This is a genomic window from Paenibacillus sp. FSL R5-0486 (assembly GCF_037975155.1).
Taxonomy (GTDB): domain Bacteria; phylum Bacillota; class Bacilli; order Paenibacillales; family Paenibacillaceae; genus Paenibacillus; species Paenibacillus amylolyticus.
On sequence record NZ_CP150237.1, the window covers coordinates 7,086,243 to 7,111,235 of the forward strand.

At 46.4% G+C, this 24,993-nt stretch carries 14 protein-coding genes; 3 read left to right on the plus strand and 11 right to left on the minus strand.

Translation table 11 applies throughout. The features are described 5' to 3' along the window. Nucleotides 1-106: 106 nt before the first annotated feature. A complete protein-coding gene (locus MKY01_RS31305) occupies nucleotides 107-3,244 on the minus strand; it encodes an ATP-binding protein (RefSeq protein ID WP_339284860.1) in 3,138 nt (1,045 codons plus the stop codon). Between the two features lie 3 nt (nucleotides 3,245-3,247). After that, nucleotides 3,248-4,405 carry a response regulator gene (locus MKY01_RS31310; RefSeq protein WP_339284861.1) on the minus strand — a complete coding sequence of 386 codons (1,158 nt, stop codon included), beginning with the start codon at nucleotides 4,403-4,405 and terminating at the stop codon, nucleotides 3,248-3,250. 175 nt (nucleotides 4,406-4,580) lie between these two features. On the opposite strand from MKY01_RS31310, the gene MKY01_RS31315 reads away from it, so the two are divergent. Together MKY01_RS31315 and MKY01_RS31320 are read left to right on the plus strand one after the other, a co-directional pair. Beyond that, nucleotides 4,581-5,078 carry a DinB family protein gene (locus tag MKY01_RS31315; RefSeq protein WP_036671799.1) on the plus strand — a complete coding sequence of 166 codons (498 nt, stop codon included), beginning with the start codon at nucleotides 4,581-4,583 and terminating at the stop codon, nucleotides 5,076-5,078. A 248-nt stretch (nucleotides 5,079-5,326) separates the two neighbouring features. Further along, on the plus strand, nucleotides 5,327-6,397 hold the full coding sequence (locus MKY01_RS31320; RefSeq protein ID WP_339284863.1) for an SDR family oxidoreductase: 1,071 nt from the start codon (nucleotides 5,327-5,329) through the stop codon (nucleotides 6,395-6,397). Nucleotides 6,398-6,457: 60 nt separating this feature from the next. Here the strand turns inward: MKY01_RS31320 and MKY01_RS31325 are convergent, their stop codons facing one another. The 8 genes from MKY01_RS31325 to MKY01_RS31360 all read right to left on the minus strand — a co-directional run bounded on the left by MKY01_RS31325 (nucleotide 6,458) and on the right by MKY01_RS31360 (nucleotide 19,667). Further along, a complete protein-coding gene (locus MKY01_RS31325) occupies nucleotides 6,458-6,832 on the minus strand; it encodes a helix-turn-helix domain-containing protein (protein ID WP_047840975.1) in 375 nt (124 codons plus the stop codon). Between the two features lie 84 nt (nucleotides 6,833-6,916). Beyond that, nucleotides 6,917-7,867, minus strand: coding sequence for an SMI1/KNR4 family protein (locus MKY01_RS31330; protein ID WP_339284864.1), 951 nt, complete (start codon nucleotides 7,865-7,867; stop codon nucleotides 6,917-6,919). 211 nt (nucleotides 7,868-8,078) lie between these two features. Next, on the minus strand, nucleotides 8,079-8,588 hold the full coding sequence (locus tag MKY01_RS31335; protein WP_339284866.1) for a hypothetical protein: 510 nt from the start codon (nucleotides 8,586-8,588) through the stop codon (nucleotides 8,079-8,081). A 32-nt stretch (nucleotides 8,589-8,620) separates the two neighbouring features. Further along, a complete protein-coding gene (locus tag MKY01_RS31340; RefSeq protein WP_339284867.1) occupies nucleotides 8,621-10,246 on the minus strand; it encodes a rhamnogalacturonan lyase B N-terminal domain-containing protein in 1,626 nt (541 codons plus the stop codon). A 352-nt stretch (nucleotides 10,247-10,598) separates the two neighbouring features. Then, nucleotides 10,599-11,471 carry an AraC family transcriptional regulator gene (locus MKY01_RS31345; protein ID WP_282319828.1) on the minus strand — a complete coding sequence of 291 codons (873 nt, stop codon included), beginning with the start codon at nucleotides 11,469-11,471 and terminating at the stop codon, nucleotides 10,599-10,601. Nucleotides 11,472-11,650: 179 nt separating this feature from the next. Further along, nucleotides 11,651-13,759 carry a TerD family protein gene (locus tag MKY01_RS31350; RefSeq protein ID WP_339284868.1) on the minus strand — a complete coding sequence of 703 codons (2,109 nt, stop codon included), beginning with the start codon at nucleotides 13,757-13,759 and terminating at the stop codon, nucleotides 11,651-11,653. Between the two features lie 339 nt (nucleotides 13,760-14,098). Continuing rightward, nucleotides 14,099-18,352, minus strand: coding sequence for an S-layer homology domain-containing protein (locus MKY01_RS31355; RefSeq protein WP_339284870.1), 4,254 nt, complete (start codon nucleotides 18,350-18,352; stop codon nucleotides 14,099-14,101). Between the two features lie 178 nt (nucleotides 18,353-18,530). Further along, nucleotides 18,531-19,667: a response regulator gene (locus tag MKY01_RS31360; protein WP_339284871.1), complete on the minus strand. Its 1,137-nt coding sequence runs from the start codon at nucleotides 19,665-19,667 to the stop codon at nucleotides 18,531-18,533. Nucleotides 19,668-19,802: 135 nt separating this feature from the next. On the opposite strand from MKY01_RS31360, the gene MKY01_RS31365 reads away from it, so the two are divergent. Beyond that, nucleotides 19,803-22,925 carry an ATP-binding protein gene (locus tag MKY01_RS31365; RefSeq protein WP_339284873.1) on the plus strand — a complete coding sequence of 1,041 codons (3,123 nt, stop codon included), beginning with the start codon at nucleotides 19,803-19,805 and terminating at the stop codon, nucleotides 22,923-22,925. Between the two features lie 240 nt (nucleotides 22,926-23,165). Here MKY01_RS31365 and MKY01_RS31370 read toward each other — a convergent pair whose 3' ends face one another. Next, entirely contained in the window at nucleotides 23,166-24,671 is a 1,506-nt protein-coding gene (locus tag MKY01_RS31370) for a malate:quinone oxidoreductase (RefSeq protein ID WP_076252082.1), read from the minus strand. Nucleotides 24,672-24,993 lie beyond the last annotated feature (322 nt).

Below are 24,993 nucleotides of genomic sequence, written 5' to 3' on the forward strand. Positions count from 1 at the left end.
TAAATATACTAACATATGAAAGAAGCATTAGAAATAATTAAAATTAGGGAATGAACGCTCAAGCAAAATAAAAAGGCCGGAAGTTTTCACTTCTGCGGCCTTTTCCTTATATCTCATCTGGAATATCAAATGATACCATCGTTCCCTCCCCCGGCTCACTTACGATCGATAATCCCTGACCATAACGTTGTAGCAATCTGCGGTTTGTATTCACAATGCCTATTCCGCCTTTTCCACCTGGCGTAGCATGTAGCAGCTCTGCAACCTTCTCCGGTTCGATGCCTTTGCCATTATCCTTCACCTCAATACGGGTATAACCCTCATGACGAGTGATCGATAGGCATAACGTACCGCCTACATTGCGGCTTAATAGTCCGTGTCTGACGGCATTTTCAATCAAAGGCTGAATGGATAGAGGCGGGAGAAGCAACGGAAGGTCCGGCTCTACGTTTAATACCACCGACAATCGATCTTCAAATCGTGTTTTTTCAATAAAAAGATAGGCTTCAACGAGTTCCAGCTCATATGATAATTTCACCAGTTCCCCTGTGTTGAGATAGTTGAAGCTGATCCGTAAATAGGATGAAAAAGCATCGCCAAGCTTCCGCATATGCTCTGTATCAATATCACTTAAGACCATAAGTGAATTCAACGTATTAAACAGGAAGTGAGGCTGAATCTGAGCCTGTAAATAAGCGGCCTCCATGCGCAGGCGCTCTTGGATAGACTGATTTAGCATGGTCAATGCACGTATCCGATATTTCAGTTCCACCGCATCTACAGGCTTCGTGACATAATCATTGGCCCCCGATGCAAACCCCGTGTAGATATCTGGCGGCTGACTTCGTGCCGTCAACAGCAGCACAGGAAGCTCCGACATCGAGAATTGTTCCCTCACCTTCTGGGTTAACTCATATCCGGACATATTGGGCATCATCACATCTGTAATGAGCAGATCCCACTGACGTGTCCCGAGCAATTCCATAGCTTCCTGACCCGAACCCGCTGTAGTTATATCATATGGTTCCGTCGAAAGAATGCTGACCAACACATCCAGATTCACCGGATCATCATCCACAGCCAGAATGGTAGCTCTCCCCTCTTTTAACAACGGGGCCATCTCTGCTGTCGCCAAGGCTTCCGCGTCCCCCATACCTTGGCGGGGTAACAGGAATCCGCTAGGTGCATCTTCCATCATCTCGGCGGCCTGTTCCCATATCAGGGGAAGTTGTGACTGACCCTGATCGGCGGCTTCATCCGCGAGTGGCAGATCGAAGCTGAATACCGAGCCCTTTCCAAGTTCCGAGCGAACCGTAAGTGCCCCGCCGTGCAGTTCTACAAGCTCTTTGCAGATGTTCAGCCCAAGCCCGATGCCTTGTCCATCACTGATTCCATACGACCCTTGTTCATACGGGAGGAAAATGCGCATCCGTGTATCCTCATCCATGCCAATGCCTGTATCCGTCACATGAATCAGAGCATGTCCTTCACGAATTTCGGCACTTACGGATATCGTTCCTTCCTCTGTATGTTTAAGCGCGTTATGCAGTAGATTATACAAAATCTGAACAAGCCTTTCTTCATCAGCCATGACCTGAGGGAACGATTCTGGAATCTCCATATGAAGGCAAACCGGTTTTCGTTCTGCCATGAATTGCAGCATGGCGATAACGCCAGGCACAACCGACTGTATGGAAAGAGGCCCCTGACGTAACTCAATGCGGTGCTCCTTCAGCCGGACTACATCCAGTAGATCACCAAGGAGATGTGACATCCGTCGACCGATCGTAATCAGCAACTCCATATCCTCCAGGCTCCGTTCATCCAACCGGTTTTTCTCTCGGGTGATCACGTTGTGAGCGATGTTAATGATCCCGTGCAACGGGGTCCGCAGTTCATGTGATGTATTCGCCAAGAATTGATCTTTAATTTTGTCGCCCTTCTGCAGTTCTGTGTTCAGCTTCATATTCTCCCTGACATTCCTGAAGTATTTCTTGAACCAATAGGCGGAGAAGCCGGTAATCGCAAAGATAATGTCAATGGGATAATAGACTGTTGTCACATCTTTGGCTGTCTCGACCACACTCCATATCAGGTTGGATATAATGCCTCCTGCAGTAAGCAGCAGAAAAACAATATCCCGGTCCGCCTGTTTCCTGAAGATCATCGTTCCGACGATGTATAGAAACCAGATCATGGATACAAGAAAGAATAGGTTAATGACGTTGTAATGGATCATGGCATAGGTAATATGAATGGGCACCACCACAATCACGGCCGTATAGATCAAGGTCATGACAACATGCCACTGTAGCCATGCCTTTCGTACATGAACCATCGTTAATCTCTGGAATAACAGAAGGATACAAGCATTTTGCAGCAACAATGAGATCAATCGAATTTTAATGCCCCAGGTATAATTAATAGGAAGCCATAACATCAATATATTATCATGACCCATCGTAACCGTGATGCCAACAGATAAAGTTAATACGGCTCCAACCAGCAAGGAACGTTCCTGTCGATTAAATGCGTAAAGAATACAGGCATACATGCCGTGGAGGAGCAGAACCAGAAAGGTGAGCATCTGAAAACCAATGGAATACCAACGCGAAAAATCAACGGCTGCCTGTGAACCAAAGCGAACAGGTTTGCTAATTCCGCCCATATACGGGCTATCGTAATTGGCTACACGAACCAATAGTTCAATGGAGGTTGTTCCTTCCTGATCATAGGTCGCTGTATATGAAGTGCTTCGGGGTATATATGTACTGCTATCCGCGGAGACCTCACCCATACCCCCGTCCGCGTCTCCATTCAACTCGATCTCGGATGAACTTCGGATTCCCTTGAACCAGAAGGTTACCGGCGTCTGAAGTGGATCTGTCAAAATGCGCAATCGATATGTTCCGTACCCGTACGAACTCTCTTGTTCCTGATTCTGTGCACTCCCCCAGTCTCCTGGGACCTGAACACTCTTCGCACCGCCATTCTTCTTCGCAATATCTTGTTGGGTCAGCAACTCATCCGGGTAAAGTTCCCATTCCCCATTCAAGTACATGACAGGGGACTGATCCAGATCCACATCTCTCAAATCAAGCACCCCGTTAACGGCGCGATGCTCATCTACTGTGTGGAATAGCTCCGACCATACCGAGCGCATGCCAATTAACACTCCAAAAATGATTAGCATGATGATCAAATATTTGTAACGGTCCATACGTTTCGTTTGAAGTAATTTCATTAATTATTTTTTCATGACTTTGGTTAAACCGAGCTTCCAGTCCTTATACCATTCAGTAATATCCTCACTGATCGGTATCTCCAAATCTTGCTCCATTCTGGTGGTTAAGAGACGATACTGCTCCTCCACACCGAGATCGTTGTGCATTTCATCATATAACTTCATTAGCATAAAATAACTTTCTTCTTCATCCGGAAGCATATGCTGGATACGTTGTGTACTCTCGACCACTTTCTCCACCAGCCCATGCTGCTGGTAATACAGACTTAGTTGTCTCATATGATACAGCCACAGATAGCGTAATCTTTCCCGCTCAGGTTCAGCCCACATGTATTCATAATTGCCAAGATAGGTACCCTTATATAGATGAAGCGCTTGCTCATAGGCATGAACGGTACTTGCGTTTACGACTTTCCATTGCCTGATTTCCCGTTCCCACTGCTCACTATCCAACTGAGCCTCACCCAATTCGAGTCGATAGCCTGCCTCCAGGTGCCCGCTCTGAATCGTGATCATATCCATATTGCAAGTTTTCAGGGTTTGGCGGACATGATACATTGCAGTGTAGAGTTGATGTGTCGTCTTCTCCTCTTCCATTCCCGGCCACAGAAGCTCCAGCAGAACACTGCGATGGATGACCTGGTTCCGGTGGTGAAGCAAGTATGCAAACAGCTCCTGCGCCTTGCTTGTACGCCATTTGGCCACCTGAACATCCTTGCCTGGAAGCTTAAACTGAATCTGATTAAAACAGCAAATTAAAGGTACGTTTGTATCCTTTGACCGCTGCTCGCGTTTTACGCTCAGTTTCTCTCTTACGCGGCTCACCGTCTGCTTCAATCGATCCTTTTGGATGGGCTTCATCACATAGTCCAAAGCCTGTAATTCGAAAGCATGCACCGCATATTGATCGTAACTGGTCACAAATATAATTTCGGTGCCCGGTGTTGCCGCCTGAATCTGTCTTCCCAGATCCATACCATCCATCTCCGGCATATGAATATCCAGAAATACAACATCAGGACGGTGCTCCACAATACCCGCCACAGCCTCTGTTGGATTCATATATGTAGCGATAATTTCAATGCCGCTTACTTCTTTTTCTAGTGATTTTTGAAGGCCTATCAACGCTAGACGTTCGTCGTCAACCAATATCACTTTCACAGGAGCTTCCTCCTCGACCCTGAGGTCTTGAGATTTATTTTCACTATTATATCATAGGCATTTTAAGTATTGAGGGTACTTGGTTATCCATTTTTAATTTTTAGCAATTTAATTGTATAATACTAAATAGAAGACAGGTTATCAGATCCGGTCTTGGAAGAGAGGAAGGTACCATATGTCAGATGTTAATCAAAGCTTTGGGCAAGCCCTTGTCAAATCATTAGTGGGGGAACGCGGTCATATCCGCATCGCCCGTGCTCTACCCGATATCGATGTCACACTTGCTGCTCGTACGCACGATGCCATGCCATATACGATCTATCAGTTGGTGAAGCATATGCATTATTGGCAGCAATTCATGCTCGAACACTTGGAAGGACGCAAGCCACAGCTCCCTGCTAACGTGAGTGAAAGCTGGCCTGAAGAGAAGGGTCCACAGGACGAAGCGACGTGGAAGGCAGATATTCAGGCATTCTTGGATGGAGTTGATCAAGCCGTAGCCATTGCAGAAACTGCACAATTAGATGATCCACTGCTCTATTTCCCGGGTGAAACTAAAGCAGGACTTCTGCGCAATATCGCCTCCCATAACTCGTACCATCTAGGGGAGATTGTTCTGCTACGTCGCTTCTACGGCGCATGGCCTCCTCCAGGTGGCGGATATCCGGCGTAAACCATATTTTCAACAGATCTATTGAACGAATATACAGATACATCTAAGCTGTGAAAGGACAATTGTTCCTTTTACAGCTTCTTGTGGTTATAGGTAATTAACCTCCTTTGAAGTGCCAATTATAACGCTCATATCCTGCTCCAGGCTCATATATTACTTCAAAGTACGTATATGACTTTGAGGTGCGTACTTCTCATCCTTCTTTTTCTGACCCACAATATGAACAGAAGAAGAGAGGAGCATGTCCATTGAAACCCGAACAATCCGTTACCCGTCACACCGCACTTGTCATTGGTGCTAGAGGCGTCATTGGAAGAAACCTTATTGATTATCTGATGACACTTCCGCAATGGAATGTCATTGGTGTATCTCGCCGCGGAGGAGAAGATGCCTCCGGTTTACGTTATATATCAGCTGATTTACTGAACGAAGCAGACACACAAGACAAACTGAGTCATTTAACGACGGTTACGCATATTTTCTACGCCGCGTATCAGGATCGCCCAACTTGGGCCGAATTGGTACAGCCCAACCTGGCCATGCTCGTCAATGTGGTGAATACCATCGAACCGATCGCTCCAAATCTCCAACATATTAGCCTAATGCAAGGTTATAAAGTGTACGGTGCACATCTGGGGCCATTCAAAACACCTGCCAAAGAAACGGACGCATATCATATGCCCCCTGAATTCAATGTCGATCAGCAACGGTTTCTCGAGGATCGGCAACCCGGAAGCAGCTGGACCTGGTCAGCCCTGCGCCCATCTGTTGTATGTGGATTTGCCCTGGGTAATCCAATGAACCTTGCCATGGTTATTGGCGTTTATGCTGCTATCTCCAAGGAACTTGGCTTGCCCCTTCGATTCCCTGGGAAACCAGGAGCGTATCATTCTCTTCTTGAAATGACTGATGCAACATTGCTGGCTCATGCAACCGTATGGGCAGCAACCGATCCGAAATGTGCCAATCAGGCATTTAATATCACCAATGGTGATCTGTTTCGCTGGAATGAGCTATGGCCCAAAATCGCTGCGTTTTTTGAATTGGAAACAGCACCTCCACTGCCCCTTTCACTTGCAACAGTGATGGCGGATAAAGAAAATCTCTGGAATTCCATGATTGAAAAGTATGGTTTGTTAAACACCCCTTATGACGATGTCTCTTCATGGGCATTTGGTGACTTTGTCTTCTCGTGGGATTACGATTTCTTCGCAGATGGTTCCAAAGCTCGCCGCTTCGGATTCCATGATTTCATTGACACTGAGACTATGTTTATGGATATTTTCAGAAATCTACGTGATCGCAAGATCCTTCCGTAAAGTAAATAAAATGCAAAATAAGCCGATTCCTGAATTCCAGAATCGGCTAATATAAGTCCCTCAACGGTCAGTAGTAGTTGGCGGCTTAAACAGAATTTTTCCTCGATCACCATATACATTCTCCACGTGTATATCGCCCCACCTACACATCAGATGAAGAATCTCTTTAAGACTCCATCCATACGCTGTTAACTCATACTCCACTTTAGGTGGGACCTGGTGATGGGAAATACGGACAATAACCCCCGCCTCCGTTAGTTCACCAAGTTGCTGAGTCAACACTTTCTGAGTGATCGCAGGGATCAGTTTCATCAGCTCACCATTACGTTTCTTGCCAAAGGTAAGATGGAATAGAATAACAGGCTTCCACTTCCCCCCGATTACTTCAAGAAAAGCTTCCACTGCGGTGTTATATACTTTGAGCGGTTCCTCCATATCACCTTCTGTCTCCCTTCCAGACAAAAGTACCTCCTAAACGAATGATGTGTTTTTGCACAAACAGTTTAAGGAATTCGAATTCTAAACCTCCGGGGTCATTAATCCCTGGATAAACGTCTCAAAGTTCGGTGCCAGCAGAATGGTCTCTTTGGGATTCTCCCTCTTCACATAAACGACCTCAGGTTCTCCATCATTACCGAATGAACGATAATCGAGCATGACAACCCCCGACTCCGAAGGAGAAACTGCGATGACTACACCAATCTCCGGATAGCCTTCACGTTCAATCAAAGTCCAGCTACCTTGTGCACCGGCTAATGTGCGAGGCTTCTCACGGCCAATGCCCAGTATGCCTTCAATTTCAACATAATCCGTAGCTCCTGTATCTGTATTCGCTACAGGGAAATAACGATTGCACGGAACGCCACCGTTATGTAGCTTCATCATCTCAATGTAGGAGACAGGGAGTCGGAACACCAATTGCTCCTCCACAGAGTCAATGAGACCATCACTTGGCGGATTGGACACATAATGCTCCAGTGCCTGCTCACTATCGTTCCAGAATTTGCCTGATTCCGGTCTGGGAACCGTTGGAAGGGTCGCTGCAACGTCAACGGGTACACGGAATTCTTCACTAGCCTCTGGATCCGTTTCAACTTCAGATTCAGATTCGGATGGCTCCTCCATTTTGCTTCGAATCCATTCCAGAAACTCCAGCGTATCTTCATCCTCAGGCTCCAATTGATCCGCTCTTTCGAACGCTTGCTGGGCATGCGCATATTGCTCCAGATAATAATAAGCCAGTCCAATCCGATAATGCCAAAGTGGGTCGCCTGTGCCCTCTTTAGCAACCGTCAGGAATTGTTCAACCGCTTCTTCATACCTTTCCAGGTTATTTAGCGCTCTTCCCAAATGGTTAACCAGCTCATAATCCCTTTCTTCCACAGGAATTGCTTGAATTGCATCTACAATTTCCTGAAACTCATCTTCTTCATGCCACTCTTGCAATTGAACCAACAGATCGTCTCTCATTCTCTTTTCCTCCCCGTTCATTCACTCATGATTACGTATTGAAAATTATACCACTATCCGGATCACCATCTCCAGCAATGGACTGCCTGCAAATTTAAATCAAATAGGTGTCATCCAAGTTCATTCAGACGACTTGGATGACACCCACTATGTTTGATCATGCAACTCGGACTACTTTACCTAAGAATCATTGGCAGAAAATTAATAATATTTATGTGTCGTCCTCGTTGTTCGGGACTGAATAAGGCCTACTTTCTGGATCACCTGCTGTCTGGACGTACCATTCCGTATACTCTGCTGCACCTGTGTCGGAATCTGATTCCGTCGGTTTACACGTAAACTGATAGGCTGTCACATCATTACCACGAACGGTAATTGTAATCGCCAGTTCCGGATCGCCCCAACTCGGATTTTCGTCCTTATACTCTCCATTGACTACTTCATTTTGAAATGATGGGCTGGTCATGAAATCTCGGGTCTGAACAAACAGACGTCCTACCTCATTTTCTCCCAACTGCTTTTTCACAATGTAGGCAAATTCCACCCGTGGAGTGGAATAACGAATCTTCGTCTCTCGAATTTTCGGAAACTCCTGCTTGATGTTTTGCTTATACGCCTTAATTGAAGCAGATGAAACATTAGAATAGGAAGTACATCCCATCAAGAAAATAATCAACCCTATGAAGACCGGTACCATCCAATATGTTTTATTACGGATCATATCTTCACCTGCTCTTACATTGCATTCGCAATTTAATTCAACAACTCAACACAATCGTAGACCCAACCTGCACTTAACCAGTTACCCAAGTCACTGGAACCACTGATCGGCGTAATCGTGATAGTGTTGGAACCATTGACGAAGTAGGATGCTGGAACATTCCAGCTAAAGGTTGTGTTGTTCCCACGATACGTACCAATGGTGAAGCTACGAGATTTGGGCTGTGAAGATGCAGCAGGATTGGTTAAAGCATGTCCATTAACCGTTACACTCGGTCTGCCATTATTGTAAGCTGCCGTAATACCGATGTTGAGCGTATGAGAAGATGCCGCTTGAGATGCATTCAAATTAAACGTTATTGTGGTTGGAGAATTCTGACCACGGAACTGGATTGCCGGGAATCGATTGGTCGCGCTGCCGGTGGCATAGGTGACAGGTCCCCAGCTTGGGTTGCGACTATCGGAAGGGTGACGGATCGGAATCGTCTGTCCATTCAGCAACTCCCGTGGTGTACCATCCCAGTTGCCGATTCGCCAGATGTTAGAGGCTTTACTTGGGTCATTGTTGATCGTACGTGTATTCAGTGTCGTCGTTTGCCCTGTCGTGACATTAACCGTTTCCGTATATACGGCCAGTTCTCCCTTATAAGCTGTCATAGTGTACGTGCCCGGGATCATGCTGTATTTGGCGGCCGCCCCACTTGAAGACGTCCCCACCCAATACTGGGCATTGCTATTAGCGAACCCAATTGTGTAAGCATATCCTGTATCCATCCCGGAGAGGCCATTAAGCACTACGTTCCCCCGACTGGATACCCAACCCTGCAGATTCAGACCAGACATCCAGCTGAAATCGGGTACACTTGGCGTACCTCCGGTTGTAAAGATCAAAGCGTACGGCCCATGTAGACCCAGGCGCCAATTCTCCGTCTGTGCATGTCCCGAGTTCATATAGTTATATACTTCCGTCTCTGTTCCACTTTGGAACTGGATGTCGCGGAAGAATGGACCACCAGAGCTTTTTTCCCGATTGCCGTAGGCCATAAATACACCGACGCCATTCCCCGTAACTCCACGAACGGATAAATCTTTGGCCTGATCATTACCATAATATTTGGAGGCCGACTGTCCATTGGCAAACCCGAACACATCCTGACTTTCAATCGCTCCGGTGTTACCCCTGTTGTTTGAATTCGCCGGAACACCTGTCAAAACACTACCATTACCACGGAAAATGTATCGCAGCTCCCCGATCGAAGGTTGAGCCGTGATATGCGTGGCCATGTATATGATATTCTCCCCACCACGTGAAGCATAATAGTGAGTTAGTGTGCTTGTGGATACCGTAATTAACACGGTTGATCCTGAAGGAGAGGTATTCCACGTCACATTGGCAGAGGAGCCCAAACCTGAGCCGATATGTGATCCTTTGTTGCTGTTCAGCTCTGTACCGTTCATTTTGGCCGATATAATATCCCCATTGGTTTTGTTCACCACATAGACTAATCCTGATCCGGTGTTTACTTCAATTCTGGAGCCGTTATCGGTCACATTAATGGTTGCCGCGTGTCCAGTAGATGCAGGGTATACAACAGCTGTTGCGATCATAACGATGATTAAAAACAAACCAAGCGCCTTTCTCACTATACTTTTGGTCATGAGTAATTCCCTCCTTGGAACTCATTTAATAAAGCGCTTACATAATAATGTATAATAACTGACACTTCCGTCTCATATCGATATGTCTGCTATGTGAGCCCGTCCATAATCAATGGAATGTTTATGTCTGCGTGCGTATAGAATAGAGTCATCACTTCATGTAAACCTGATCTCGCCACCCCCTTTTTAAATCACTCTTCTACATCCAAGTATTCTTACAATTCCAATAAAATAATACCATTATATTACATATATTTGCAATGAAAACGGCTCGTACATCCGATAGCAAATTCTGAAAACAAAAACGCAGCTTCAAAAAGCTGCGCCCGCAGATACTAAGCTAGAGACAGTATCATCTCTTCCGAATAGGTATCCATATCTCACTTCTATATTGCTCTACAGTAACATCCTTGTGCTCATTCCATAACATTTCCGGGCCCTCACTCAGCTCATAGTCCGATGAAGGAAACCATTCCGCGTAGATCCGGCCCCACACCTCCTGAAGCGTACCAGGAAACGGACCCACCACGGTAAATACAGCCCACGTCGAAGCAGGAACCTCCAGGTGTTCCAGTCCTTCAGGCGTCTCTTTTGTCGTAGCTGCACCAATGTAATGATCCAGTTCTCCCTGTTCGGCCATCCGTCCCTCACTGAAATGGGCTGAAGCACTGATTAAGCCCAGAGGTTGGACGTTTGATGCCCCCTTGATCGTATCAATCAATTCCGGTGTAAGACTCTGGTACATCGCCGCAATCTCCGGATTTACTCCGTGAAATACAATCGGCACCCTTTTACGAATACCCACGATTCGAAACGCCTCTTTATCTTCAATGCGGTAGTTCATTTCGCTTCCTCCTTGAATAGTCAGTTGAAATGTCATCCGTGGGAAGGCTTTAAGAGATGGACCATGGTTTCGCGCTTCGGAGGGCGTAGTGCCATGCATGCTTTGAAAAGCACGCGAGAAAGAATCCGGCGATGTATACCCGTATTTTAGTGCAATATCAATGATTTTGCTGTCACTGTGGCTTAACTCCATGGCTGCAAGTGTCAAGCGGCGACGTCGAATATATTCCGAGAGTGTTACACCACTAAGAAAAGAGAACATGCGTGTAAAATGATACTCCGAGCAACAGGCAATCCGGGAAATCTCCTTCATGTCCACGACATCCATCAGATGCTCCTCAATATAATTCAAGGCTTCATTTAACCGCCTCAGCGTATCCATATCATCCCTCCCACGTTAATTTAAGCTTAGCAAAGTCATTCTCTTTGCATCCGACATTACCTGCACCATTCTGTAGGCTCTTTGCATCTAAACAGAAAAAAGAGCAGCATCAGCTACTCTTTTCTAACCTTGATATTCACATAGATATTCACATATCGTCAGTAGTCAAGTCAAACAATTCAAACCAGATACTCCGCCATAATCTGCTCGATATCATACGGCGTAACGCCTTGATTCACCGAATAGATTGTATCCGCCTGATCTATTGTATCCACCAGTTCTCCTCTAGCTTTGGCATGTAGCATGAACAAGTCATGCAGATCGGGTTTGCGTAAATTCGTTAGTGCTTTGCCCATCAGGACCATACCTTTTTGATTGCCTTCCACATTATTATAGTAATCCGGATGGCTTGTCAGCGCCAGGTCTGTCCAGATGACGGTACGTTCGACCAGGTCCATAATCACAGGAATCGCAATCTGCGTATCCGCGGTAATATCGATTTTGTTCGCTACGGTAGACGGTTCGAAAATCTCGCCAGACCCCGGCTTCTTCCGCATCATCCACCCTACAAAACATTCCGGCAGATCACAATACGGATGACTGGTGAACGAAAGCAGTGTTGCCACCACATATCGTCCACCATAAGCCACGATGGATGGAATATGCAGATCAATAAACTCACTTGCTCCGTTAGGTGCAGTCACGATATCTCCGCTATGGACAGCCTTATAGTTAGAGGATCGCAGATTCGTATAGGAAATATGCTCCACATAGTTCCAGTCCTTATCGTACATCACCGCAGACAAGTCAATGTCCACGCGCCCTGTAGACTTTCCATCCACGTCCCCCTCTTTCCACCAGTTGAAGAAACGAATGGTATCACCCTCTGCCATCGGCACACGGCTTCCACGAACGATAGTATGCAAAGCCTTGCTCGCCGATCTCTGGGAAAAGGGTACCAGATAATCATGAAGCTGCGGATCGACATAAGTCTTCCCGAGCGGGGCAAGGGCAGCGAAGCGCTCTACCAATGCCTGTTCGCACAATTGCACGACATTCTGACACGTGGCTTCATTGATCTCTGGCAGCTCATTCGGAACAGCAAAAGCTTTGGCTACATTGCCTTTCGGGAAAAAGACACGCAAATCCTGCGGTTCATTACGGTGGGCAAAATGCTGTCTTACCTGCAATAACACCGGGGTAGATACTTGCTCCAGTACCTCACCAAATGCCAGCAGTACATACGCTTCATCTTCGGTCATCCGCAGCAAGTGATCCAGTCTTCTCGCGAATTCACCTGGACGCTGTGACAACAGATCAATCAGACTCCATACATTCCGATATTGGAAGGCAAGCTCCACACTTCCGTTGAAGGTCGAATAAGGCTTATTATTACGCAAAATATCAAAGGCTTCTTCGCATCGTGGATACCGAAGCTTATATTCCGAAGGATGCAGAATTTCGCCAAGGCGAATCCAGCGATCCTTATATCGCAGCATATCCTCCGTCATGGAGCCACACTGCTCCAATAATCCGAGCAAAAGGCGTCTCTCTCGGCGTTTGAATTTCCGGAAGGGAGAAGCCGCAGCCAGGCTGACATCACCATCGGACCAGGCAACAGCCAGACGCAGGACATCACTTGCCGTTTTGAAATACGGACCGATCCGGTCGATGTTCGCTTTTTCATGCTTCAACAGCGAGGCGACCACAAAGCCCACATTTTCTTTGAACGGAATCTCAGTGGGTAATAGTGCATCCACGTCTTCCGGGTCTGCATGCTCCAATACCGTGTCGATATCGGCCTTGTCTGTTTCCGAGATGGAACCTTTTGCTTCAATGATCTGACGGATGAGTGTCTGGAATGCTTGCTGGTTTCCCAGTCCAATGACTTTCAAGTCCGTCTTCTCCAGCAAAGGCATTCGCTCCACAGATGGTTGATCCGGATAGACCACAGTCAGGTTGGTCAGATAATGAATAATCGCATTAAGGTATAACTCCGCTTCATCTGTTTGCATCACCTGCATCGGGAATCCTGCATACATCGGTGTGTACCTCACATGTGCGCCGACCATGACTCTCAGATCAGCCACCAGTTGATGATATACTGCTTCAAATTGTTCCTTGGACAGTTGCCGCATCGCCTGCATTAACTCATCCGAGAATGTGTATCCGAGTGCTTCAATATTTTTGAGGACAGTCGCCAGGTGTGTCTTCGGCAACTGTTGTTTCCCTTCACTTGATTCAATAATGAGTTTATTCGCTCTGCGCAAATAGATCGTATTGTTCATGATAAAAGAGTCCAGGAAAGCCACATCCCTATATAACGTGAAAGGTTAGGGTTAGAAGGAAGGAATGTGATAGCCTGGACGCCTCCTCTCTGAAATAAAATCTTCAGGAGAGCTGCGACCCTATGATCTCCAATGATTGTAGAAGGAAGGATCGCAATAGCCTGAAGGCCAGCAGTTCAAAGTTTGTCACCCGAACCTCTGGTGAACCCATCATCTCAGATTCCACGATCTGCCAACAGGGCGAAAGTATTACGACATGAATTTAAGAATTTAATAAAAATAGAAAAAAGCCTTTGCCGACCCCCAATGTCAGCAAAGGCTTTTCATTTTAGATTGTGTTTATTGATCAATCAAGTTGGTTACCTTCAACATTCTTGCAATCAATGCAGTGACCTCAGCACGGGTCATCGTGGTCTTCGGACTCAGCACTTCTGGCCCATTACCTTGGATGATCCCCGCTGTAATCAACTGGGCTACATCTTCCTTGGCCCAATTCGATACATCGGCTGCATCACTGTAACGTTCCAGTTCAGAGTTCATCTGATCCGGGCTAATTGCCGCTTCCGGCTCAATCAGACGGTAGGCACGAGCAACCATAGCAAATCCTTGCTCACGTGTGATCTCCTGATTACCGTTGAAGTTCCCATTATCGTAACCGCGAACGATACCGAATTCATTTGCAAGGGCTACCGCAGAGCGGAACCATGCGGAATCGTTAACGTCAGGGAATAGATTCTGCGGTGCATCCTGACGCATTAAGCCCAGTCCAAGCACAACAATCTCGGCAAACTCAGAACGAGTAACCTGACGGTTCGGTGAGAATGTGTTATCTCCGTTACCTTGCAGATCTAATCTCGCAGCGATGTTGTTCACATCAGTTTTGCCCCAATGGGATCTGGCATCTTCAAAATCCTGCGGGTTCCAGATAACCGAGTAACTTCCGCTGCTACGCAAGTCATTAATGAGTGCGTAGTAACGACTACTGATCTTAGTGACAACCGTTGGTACATGGAAGATGCTACCGTCCGGATTAATGATTACGCCTGTAGTAATCCGGTTCGGATCGATACCTTCCGGAAGTGCAATATACTTCGGTGCATAACCGTTCAGCTGGCCGGATCGCACGCTCTGTCCATCTTTCGTGAACGTCAGATCCAGATCAACCGGTGTGACAAGTAGCTCGTATCCTTGGGATGCGGCTCTTGTCTCGGCGCTGTCAATCAAAGCATCCGAGGAACGTGCGATATCAACATGGACATCAATATCATTCAACGCTGCATTACCAAGCTTTCTGGACACACCATTCGCGTCCATTTTACCACCAGGTACCGGATAGATTGCCAGCGGATTGCTAATGTTTAGTTTGGAACCTTGATCCACCAATTGTTTCAGTGTTTCCAGGGTTAAACCGTTCACCTTCATATCCCCATCATTCGGTGAATGAATGGCGAACTGCTGGCCTGTGCCTTGTGACATGGCAACATTCAGCTTGGCTGGATCAACTTGAACCAATGTTTCTTTGTTGTCAGATGGTTTGGATGTAGCAAATGGTTGATGGTTACCATCCCGAGTTGTTTCCAAATTATCCTTCACGGGTACCGGAGTTGGCGTTGGTACTGGCGCAGGTGTAGGTGCTGGTGCTGGTGTACTTCCGCCGTTACCTCCCGTATTTCCACCACCGCCATTGTTGCCTCCACCATTGTTACCATTGTCACTGGATGCTCTAGTCACGTTGATTTTATACGCCGTAACATTTCCAAGTGAATCGGTTACTCTAACAACGATCTTATTTCCACCGACTTGGAGCGGTAGATTCTCACTTACAGTACCACTTGAAACCTCGTTCCATTCTCCATCTCCAACAGCTATTTCAATCTTCGCAAGTGGATCAAGTGCCGTTGGCGTGAGCTGGAATTGATATACGCTATTCGGCACAGAGATGGTGTGCGTGTCTTTCGCCGGATCAAAAGCCGGAGACAATCTTCCCACGGAAGGGACCAGTGTTTGCAACGTAGACTCATCTGTACCAATTACTTTGGTAAGTCCCGTTCTTGCATCTGTCAGATCCAAAAGTGCCTTGTCTACCTGCGCTTGAGTCGCTGTCAGATCATTAAGCACTCGATTTGCTTCATTCATCGCATCTTTGAGTGCTTCCCAGCTCGCTGGTGTGTACGCTGACTCTTCCAGGCTTTCACCTGTAATTTCAGTTACTTTCGCTTGCAAAACTGATTTATCTACAACGGGTACAGATGTTGTAGGGATTAGGCCCGTTCTTGCATCTGTCAGATCCTGAAGTGCCTTATCTACCTGCGCTTGAGTCGCTGTCGGTTCATTCAACACTCGCTCTGCTTCATTCATCGCATCTTTGAGTGTTACCCAGCTCGCTGGTGTGTACGCTGACTCTTCCAGGCTTTCACCTGTAATTTCAGTTACTTTCGCTTGCAAAACTGATTTATCTACAACGGGTACAGATGTTGTAGGGATTAGGCCCGTTCTTGCATCTGTCAGATCCTGAAGTGCCTTATCTACCTGCGCTTGAGTCGCTGTCGGTTCATTCAACACTCGCTCTGCTTCATTCATTGCATCTTTGAGTGTTACCCAGCTCGCTGGCGTGTAAGCTGATTCTTCCAGGCTTTCACCTGTAATCTCAGTTACTTTCGCTTGCAAAACTGATTTATCTACAACGGGTACAGATGTTGTAGGGATTAGGCCCGTTCTTGCATCTGTCAGATCCAAAAGCGCCTTGTCTACCTGCGCTTGAGTCGCTGTCGGTTCATTCAACACTCGCTCTGCTTCATTCATCGCATTATCCAGTGCTGTCCAGCTCGCTGGTGTGTACTCCTCTTTGTCCAGTTCGCCTGATTCGATCTTACCGTTAATTTCATCGATTTTGGCTTTCAACTTCGCCTTATCAATAGCAACAACATAATTTATCGAATTCGACTCTTCTGAATCTGAATAGGCTGGATTGTTCGTCTTCGCTGTTACTGTCACTTTGTAGGTGCCAACTTCTAGCGATGGTACCAATTGCGACAGGTTAAGCGCCATTCCGGTTACTTCCACCGTTCGCTTCGTGCCGTCTTCCAGTTCAATCGTTACTTTATATTTATCTGCATGCGCAACTGCTTCCCACGTCAACTCATCGTCGGTCAGTGTGACGTCCGGTACCGTCAAAGGAGTAGCAGCAGTTGCAATGGTAAAGTATGAGTTCGGACCAAAACTAGAGGTATTCAGGGTTAATTGGCCATTCTCAATTAAATGTAATGAGTTTGGATTACCAAATTGAGTATCATCGCTGATCACAACATACCGAGGCAACGCCGGGTTACCTCCCGTTTCGTCTACCTGAAGTGTAATCTGTGATTCAGTCCAATTTGCTTTCTGTACCTTGAAGACACGCTCCATCCCAAGTAGTTTTTTCCCATCTTTCGTAATTGGTGTTTTGAATTCAGTACTTGCTCCATTGTCACCAAACGTAAAGAAAGAAGAATCCTTTAAGAATTCATTTTTATTTGCAGAATTGGTATCCTCAACACTGTTGCCCAATGCAATCGTCAACGTAGATCCCAGTTCCTGCGCTTTGGCTTGTTTCTGCATCAATCCGCTCTGATCATCTCGACCGATGCTTGTAATGCGATGGGTATAGACTGCGTTCTCCTGGGCATCCCAGATCGTAGCCATGTTTGAATCGACATATGAATTTGCTGTCGTCTGATCCATCGTGTAGCCATATTTGATCGCCAGATATGTGCTGACTTTTTGGCGTTCTGCGTCCGTAAGAGCATGGTCAAATACGATAATTTCTTCAATCGTACCCTGCCAATGTTCAATGCCCGTAGCTGCTGGGATCAGCTTACCGACTACTGCTCCGCCAGAGTTACCAGTATCCCATAGCTTAACATTATCTTTTCCCCAGTCATTTAGTTGCTGTACCTGCTTCATTTTACTGTACAATCTAGCTTGGTTTATACCAGTATCTCCGCCTGTCCAAGTAACAAATTGCTCGTTCGGGAAAGTCGTGCCCAAGAATCCTTCAGGGGTGTATAATGTTTGGTTCCTATCACTGTTAAATGTCGTCAAGCCGCCCCTTGTATTATTCTGAAGCATCCCCATACCCGTATAAACATTCGGTGTTTGTACTCCCCATGAAATAATATAATTGAGGCCTCCCGTTTTATTGGTTTTGCTAACGGTAATGATCGATCTGGGGCTCTTCCCTTGAGGAAGCTTACTTACATCCAGATTCATAAAACTACTCGTGCCGTTATATTCCAATACCGGATTGAAATTGATATTATGATTTTTATCATCCCAATAGGTCGGTTGATTAGCTTCCGTACTTTGGGTTGCGTTGTTTATTTTACTGCCTTGATCTTCCCAGATACTCACCTTTTCGCCGCTGGCAACTCCGCTTACCCGCTCTGGTCGTAGCCATAGTGAAGGGGATCCAACTCCGCCCGGACCAACAGGAGTCTGGTTAGTCGCATCCGCTTGAGCCAAACTCATGGGCAACGTTCCAATCGCCAGAATAAAGGAAAGAACTAGCATGGACATTCTTTGCCATGGTTTCTTCCGGATTTTTGCTGTGTACATAGTTTCCTCCTACTTAATATGTTATTTTTGGACTGCTTACTGACTCAAAACATCATATCTACCCTCATCTTGCTTATTCTACACATAGCCTCTTACCAAACTCTTACCAGACTCCTCGCTAACAAATACAACAAAAAAACAGCCTTGCAAATGAAGCTGCAAGGCTGTATATTTCCAATTAACTATTCGAATTTTTCCATTGTTGGTACCATAACTCAACTTCTAGGCCAGGACGTATACCTGCCTCTTGTTCTAAAGCGATAACCAACTGATTATATTGAGCGACCACAGGATCTTTATTGCCTAATCGATCGTAGGTCTTCATTAAGGCCAGTCCGACTTCCTCCAATGATGGTTCGAATTGCTGTACCCGGTAATATAGCGTTAGTGCTTCCGTATTCTGCCCTAGATCAATGTAATATTGTGCGAGTTGCATGGCATGGTTACGCCAGAGTGCATGCAAGCGCTGACGCTCCAGTTCAGCCCATACGTAATCGTCCTCACCATAATATTTGCCTTCATATTGATCTGAGGTCTGCCGATGTTCAGTTATTGTAGACGAAGATAATAGAGGCAATCGGGTAAGACGACTCTCCCATTCTTCCGCATCAATCCTAAATTCACCCGTTTCCAATAGATAACCAAACTGTTGATAACGAATGACCATCTTGTCCTCACCCATGAATTCGTTCATCATGCTGCGTAAGCGATGGATCCCACTGTGCAGATTGGATATACCTCTCCGCTCATCCAACTCTGGCCACAACAGTTCAAGTAGCGTATCCCGCTTAATCGGTTTGTTCCGATGGTGGAGCAAATAGGCGAATAACTCTCTAATCTTGGTTGTTCTGAACTTCATATGTTTTGGCGGCTCATTTGGGTGCACTTGGACTTGGAGCATCCCCAGACAACGGATCAACATGGATGGCCCTTCTGTTATATTCAGACTTGCTGACACCGTTCGGCGTTGATACATCTTCATCGTTTTTTCCAAACGGTCACGCGTTACAGGCTTCATAATATAGTCCAGCACTTCAAGCCCATAGGCTGTCAGTGCATGTTCGTTATATGCGGTTGTGAAAATAACTTCTGTTCCAGGAGAAACCTCATGGATACGTTCGGTCGCCTCGATCCCGTTCATCCCCGGCATTTGAACGTCCATGAAGACGATTTCCGGCAGATGAATTTCGATCTGATCTATGGCTTCCTGTGCCGTCAGAAAAGAGCCGATAACTTCGCAATCCTCTCTCTCTTGCAACAGTTTGTTCAACCTGCTCAGAGCGAGATATTCATCATCTACCAAAATCACTCTCATATGCACAACTCCTCTGGCTCACTGATCACCCTTTAATCTATAATTTTACCATAAATCCTGACGTGGGACCGCTATCATTTAAATATAGAATCTATGTTCCGGTATTCAAAAAAATGTTCATCTTTGGCAGAGGGCATGCAGGAATTTGAAGTAAACTGTCGAAAACTAAAGTCTGCCATGAAACCAATAACCTATAAAAAGATACCCCGATATGTAGTGCTGTCGATTCTATTCCTGACTATTTTGCTTGGCTTTCGCTGGATATGGTCCGAGACTTTCACTATACCCGCACATCCTGAACCCATTGAAGGCTTGTTAGACCTTCGAGGCTGGGACCTCGCCAACACTTCACCCATATCCCTGGATGGAGAATGGGAGTTTTATCCCCAGACGTTAATCTCTAATCGTGACGTGAAAATAGCGGATAACCCATCCACACCGATTCAAGTTCCCGGTGACTGGCGTGATGCATTACCACAATCCTCATCGTCGTTTGGATATGGGACATACCATCTTCGCATACTTTTAGATCCATCTGTGGAGGAAGTCTCTCTCTGGGCTCAGAAAATCCAGACATCATCGATTATCGAGATGAACGGGACCATTGTTGCCGAATTCGGCCAACCTGCCACTCATGCCGAAGCCTATCGACCAGAAAGGACTGCATTTACAACTTCCTATGTGCTTGACGGTTCTACCGAACTCAATCTTTTGGTGCAGACAGCCAATTTTGACGATCCTTATAGCGGAGGGATCACACGCTCTCTCTATTTTGGTTCTCCAGAAGCCATTGGAAGTGAACGAGGACTATCCATTGACTTGCAAAAGATTACATTCGCTATACTGCTTTTGCACAGCCTATACGCTTTTGTCATGTTTCTGTTTATCCGGAAGGAACGAGCTCTGCTGACGTTCTCGATGCTAACACTGGTAGCTGCCCTAACGGTCGCTTCCGACCATGACAATCTGTTATTAAGTTGGATTCCACTCAACTTCACTTGGATCGTTAAGGCCAAAGCGTTGTCCTATCCGTTGTTCGCATTCTTTCTTTTACAAATGGCTAAAAGTTTCTCCCATAGTCTACAATGGCGTAAACTGTTCCGCATCTATGCCAGCGTGCTTGGCGTTTACTGTTTATTTTTGCTAGTCGCACCAGTGACCCTGATCTATCATGTACTTGAGATTGGGCTCTCTGATTTCCTTTATCTGTTTGCCATCGGCTGGTCTGTGTACCTATTCTTCCGAATGGCAGCCGAGAAACGAAGGGACGCAAGCTTTTTGCTCTTTGCGGCTACTAGCAGCCTATCAAGCGTGTTATGGGGAATTGTGAACTCACATAGCGAAATTACCAACGTGTATTATCCGATCGATGTGATTGCGGCCATGTTTGGCTTCTCCGCCTATTGGTTCAGAAAATACTTCCGCAATTCAAGTGAGATCGAGAAGTTGTACGAACAGCTCAAAGAGGAGGATCGCCAGAAGGATCAGTTTCTTGTGAATACGGCTCATGAATTGCGTACACCGCTGCACGGGATCATCAATATCGCCGAGAGCATCGCGGTTCGTGAACGTCGTAAATCAGGTGGGCAGCAGGCAGAAGACATGAAGCTGTTAGTTACCATCGGCCGACGCATGTCCCAACTGGTGGATGACCTCCTTGATGTCATTCGTTTGAAAGAAAAACGTATTACGCTTCAGAAGAAACCTTTATCTCTTGCCTCGGTCATTCCAGGCGTGATCGGTATGTTCCGATTCATGGCAGAGGGCAAGCCCATCCATATGCAGGTGGATATTCCAGATTCACTGCCGTTGATTCAGGCCGATGAGAGAAGACTTGTTCAGGTGCTCTACAACCTGTTGCATAATGCGCTCAAATTTACCGATGAGGGTACCATTACCGTTTCCGTTCGGGAACATGGAGAGTACGTCTTGATTCAAGTTTCAGATACAGGTGTTGGTATGAGTGAGGAGATACAACAGCGAATATTCGAGGCGTATGAACAAGGGACCCCAGAGGCCCGTTTGAGCGGAGGAATCGGCCTCGGTCTCAATATCAGCAGGCAGCTCACCGAACTCCATGGCGGCCAACTCACCGTGCAATCCGTACCTGGGCAAGGATCGACCTTCCAGATCTCGCTTCCACGGGAAGACACCGCATCGTTATCGGACCAGACTGAGCAGCAATGGGATGCTCACAGCTTCGATGAAATTGCGATTGCAGAGCCACAGCAGCAGACCGTCTCTCAAGATAAGACTGCCGCAAGAATTCTTGCCGTCGATGATGATCCTGTAAACCTGCGAGTACTGATCTCCATGCTGGCGAATGAACCGTATCATATTCAACCCGCGGCCTCGGCGCTTGAGGCACTTGAATTATTGGATAAGGAGCCTTGGGACTTACTGATTGCCGATGTCATGATGCCTCATATGTCCGGTTATGAACTGACCGAGAACGTACGCAAGCGTTATTCGGTATCCGAGCTTCCCATCCTGTTGCTGACAGCCCGTAACGAGCCAGCGGATGTATACGCCGGATTCATGGCCGGTGCTACGGACTATGTCACCAAGCCCGTGGATGCCGTTGAATTAAGGCATCGCATCGGGTCTCTGATCGTACTGAAACAATCCATTGATGAGCGACTGCGCATGGAGGCTGCTTACTTACAAGCACAGATTCAGCCCCATTTTCTTTTTAATACGCTCAATTCAATCATGGTTCTTAGTGAGATGGACACGGAGCGAATGCAGAAACTGGGCGATGCTTTTATCGAGTACCTTCAGACCAGTTTTCATTTTGTTAATTCGGAGAAAATGGTTGAGGTCACTCATGAGTTGGATCTCTCCCGCGCCTATCTCTACATTGAGAAAGAACGATTCATGCATCGGTTGAACGTCATCTGGGATATTCCCGATGATCTTGATCTATCCTTGCCGCCACTCACCATTCAACCGCTCATTGAGAATGCTGTTCGACATGGTATTCTCAGCAAAGTGGAGGGTGGAACCGTGCATATCCGAATCATCAACCAAACAGCGTCCACCTTGATTGAGATCGAGGATGACGGTGTGGGGATGCAGCCCGAGCAGATCGAACGAGCACTGGCATGGCCCAAGAAAGGTCCCGGTGGAACTGGAGGCATTGGATTAACTAATACACATCGCCGGTTGACCCAGATGTACGGACAAGGTTTGACCATCGTCAGCTCGCCGGGCCAAGGTACGAAAGTTTCCTTTGTCATCCCTTTGGACCGCAGTTGAGACCTGAGCATTAAGATCGTTCTATAACTCTACAGCGGCATATTATTCGATCCATATCCGTTTGCTCTGTGTAAGGTCTACGGGGAGCGCTGTGATAGCGGATATGTTCAAGTTCAAGTTCAAGCTCAAGTTCAGGTTCTGACATACCAAATAAACCAAAAGAGAGCTAAGCACGGGTTTCGACCCGGCTTAGCTCTCTTTTCTATGACTTCATTATGATCTAACACAATAAGCTAAACGTTATACGTGCAGGACATGTTTTTCATCCGATAATCCCAGTGCCTTGGCTGTTGAAGAATGAACCTCTTTGAGAAGATCCAAGTTCTCCACAAGGGATATGCCGTAGGAAGGAATCATTTCCTTGATCTTTGGCTCCCATGCCTCCATATGCTGCGGGAAGCACCGCTGAAGAATCTCAAGCATGACCTGAACGGCAGTGGATGCACCCGGTGATGCACCTAACAGAGCCGCAATCGTTCCATCTGCAGACGTGACCACTTCCGTACCAAATTGGAGCGTACCCTTGCCACCCTGAACGGTATCCTTGATCACCTGCACACGCTGCCCCGCCAGAACCATATCCCAATCCTCGCTCTTCGCACCCGGAACAAAGTCACGCAATTCTGCCATACGTTGTTCTTTGGATAACATCAGTTGTTGGATCAGGTACTTGGTCAAAGAGATTTCTTTGACACCTGCTGCGAGCATCGTAAGCAGATTATGCATCTTAACAGACGTGATTAAGTCGGCATTGGAACCCGTCTTCAGGAACTTCGGCGAGAACCCAGCAAACGGTCCGAACAGCAGTGATTTTTTATTGTCGATAAAACGGGTATCCAGATGTGGAACCGACATCGGCGGAGCTCCTACCGAAGCTTTGCCATATACTTTGGCGTGATGCTGTTCCACGACTTTTTGATTTTTGCACACCATAAAGATCCCACTGACCGGGAATCCGCCGATATGTTTACCTTCCGGAATGCCCGTCTTCTGGAGCAAATGCAGACTTCCGCCGCCCGCGCCAATAAAGACGAATTTTGCCTTATGGCGTTCGACTGCACCACTCTTCAGGTTTTTCACGGATAATTCCCATTGTCCATCGCTGGTGCGTTTCATATTCTTCACGCTATGTTGGTAGTGGACGCCCACTTGTTGTTCCTTCAAATGTTTGATCAGCATACGCGTTAAAGCACCAAAGTTAACGTCCGTACCGGAGTCAATTTTGGTCGCTGCAACAGGTTCATTACTGGTACGATCTTTCATCATCAGCGGCATCCATTTCGCCAGCTCTTTCTTGTCATCCGAGAATTCCATGCCTGCGAACAGCGGGTGATTCGACAAGGAGTCATAACGTCTTTTCAAAAACTGGACATTGCTCTCTCCGTGTACATAACTCAAATGGGGAATCGGCATAATGAAGTCCCGCGGATTACGAATCAGACGGCTATTGACGAGATAGGACCAAAATTGCTTTGAGATCTGAAATTGTTCATTCACTTTAATCGCTTTGCTAATATCTACGGTTCCGTCTGGTCGTTCAACGGTATAGTTAAGTTCGCACAATGCAGCATGCCCGGTTCCGGCATTATTCCATTCGTTGGAGCTTTCCTCTCCTGCAGTGGCTAGCTTTTCGAAAACCTTAATATTCCAGTCTGGTGCCAATTCTTTTAGCAAAGTTCCCAAAGTTGCACTCATAATTCCGGCACCAATCAAGATAACATCTGTACTCGTTTGTCCCTGGCTCATGTCTACCGTCCTTATATCCTATATTTGCCAAAAGGATGTAAGCGTTATCGATTTGGCATTTGCAGCAAGCCCATTCTTGAACGGGATCGCACCTTCTCTGAATGATTATAACCTTGATCTAGTGTATCAATAATATAGAGCAATTTAAATATGCAATTTCAAGATATTTGCTATTCCATCAGTATACGCTAGTTTACATCGGAACGTTAGCCCGGTTATAGGCCTGAAAGATATATTTGTTCAAAACAAAGAAAGGAACCCGGTTTTAGGGGGACTTTGGATGATCAAATGGATGCACTAAAAGCCGCTCTCGAATCTCTTC

Excerpts from the sequence above, each read along its gene's own strand:
- MKY01_RS31305 (WP_339284860.1), bottom strand. The coding sequence starts at position 3,244 with ATGAAATTACTTCAAACGAAACGTATGGACCGTTACAAATATTTGATC.
- MKY01_RS31315 (WP_036671799.1), top strand. The coding sequence starts at position 4,581 with ATGTCAGATGTTAATCAAAGCTTTGGGCAAGCCCTTGTCAAATCATTA.
- MKY01_RS31325 (WP_047840975.1), bottom strand. The coding sequence starts at position 6,832 with ATGGAGGAACCGCTCAAAGTATATAACACCGCAGTGGAAGCTTTTCTT.
- MKY01_RS31330 (WP_339284864.1), bottom strand. The coding sequence starts at position 7,867 with ATGAGAGACGATCTGTTGGTTCAATTGCAAGAGTGGCATGAAGAAGAT.
- MKY01_RS31335 (WP_339284866.1), bottom strand. The coding sequence starts at position 8,588 with ATGATCCGTAATAAAACATATTGGATGGTACCGGTCTTCATAGGGTTG.
- MKY01_RS31340 (WP_339284867.1), bottom strand. The coding sequence starts at position 10,246 with ATGACCAAAAGTATAGTGAGAAAGGCGCTTGGTTTGTTTTTAATCATC.
- MKY01_RS31345 (WP_282319828.1), bottom strand. The coding sequence starts at position 11,471 with ATGGATACGCTGAGGCGGTTAAATGAAGCCTTGAATTATATTGAGGAG.
- MKY01_RS31350 (WP_339284868.1), bottom strand. The coding sequence starts at position 13,759 with ATGAACAATACGATCTATTTGCGCAGAGCGAATAAACTCATTATTGAA.
- MKY01_RS31355 (WP_339284870.1), bottom strand. The coding sequence starts at position 18,352 with ATGTACACAGCAAAAATCCGGAAGAAACCATGGCAAAGAATGTCCATG.
- MKY01_RS31360 (WP_339284871.1), bottom strand. The coding sequence starts at position 19,667 with ATGAGAGTGATTTTGGTAGATGATGAATATCTCGCTCTGAGCAGGTTG.
- MKY01_RS31365 (WP_339284873.1), top strand. The coding sequence starts at position 19,803 with ATGCAGGAATTTGAAGTAAACTGTCGAAAACTAAAGTCTGCCATGAAA.
- MKY01_RS31370 (WP_076252082.1), bottom strand. The coding sequence starts at position 24,671 with ATGAGCCAGGGACAAACGAGTACAGATGTTATCTTGATTGGTGCCGGA.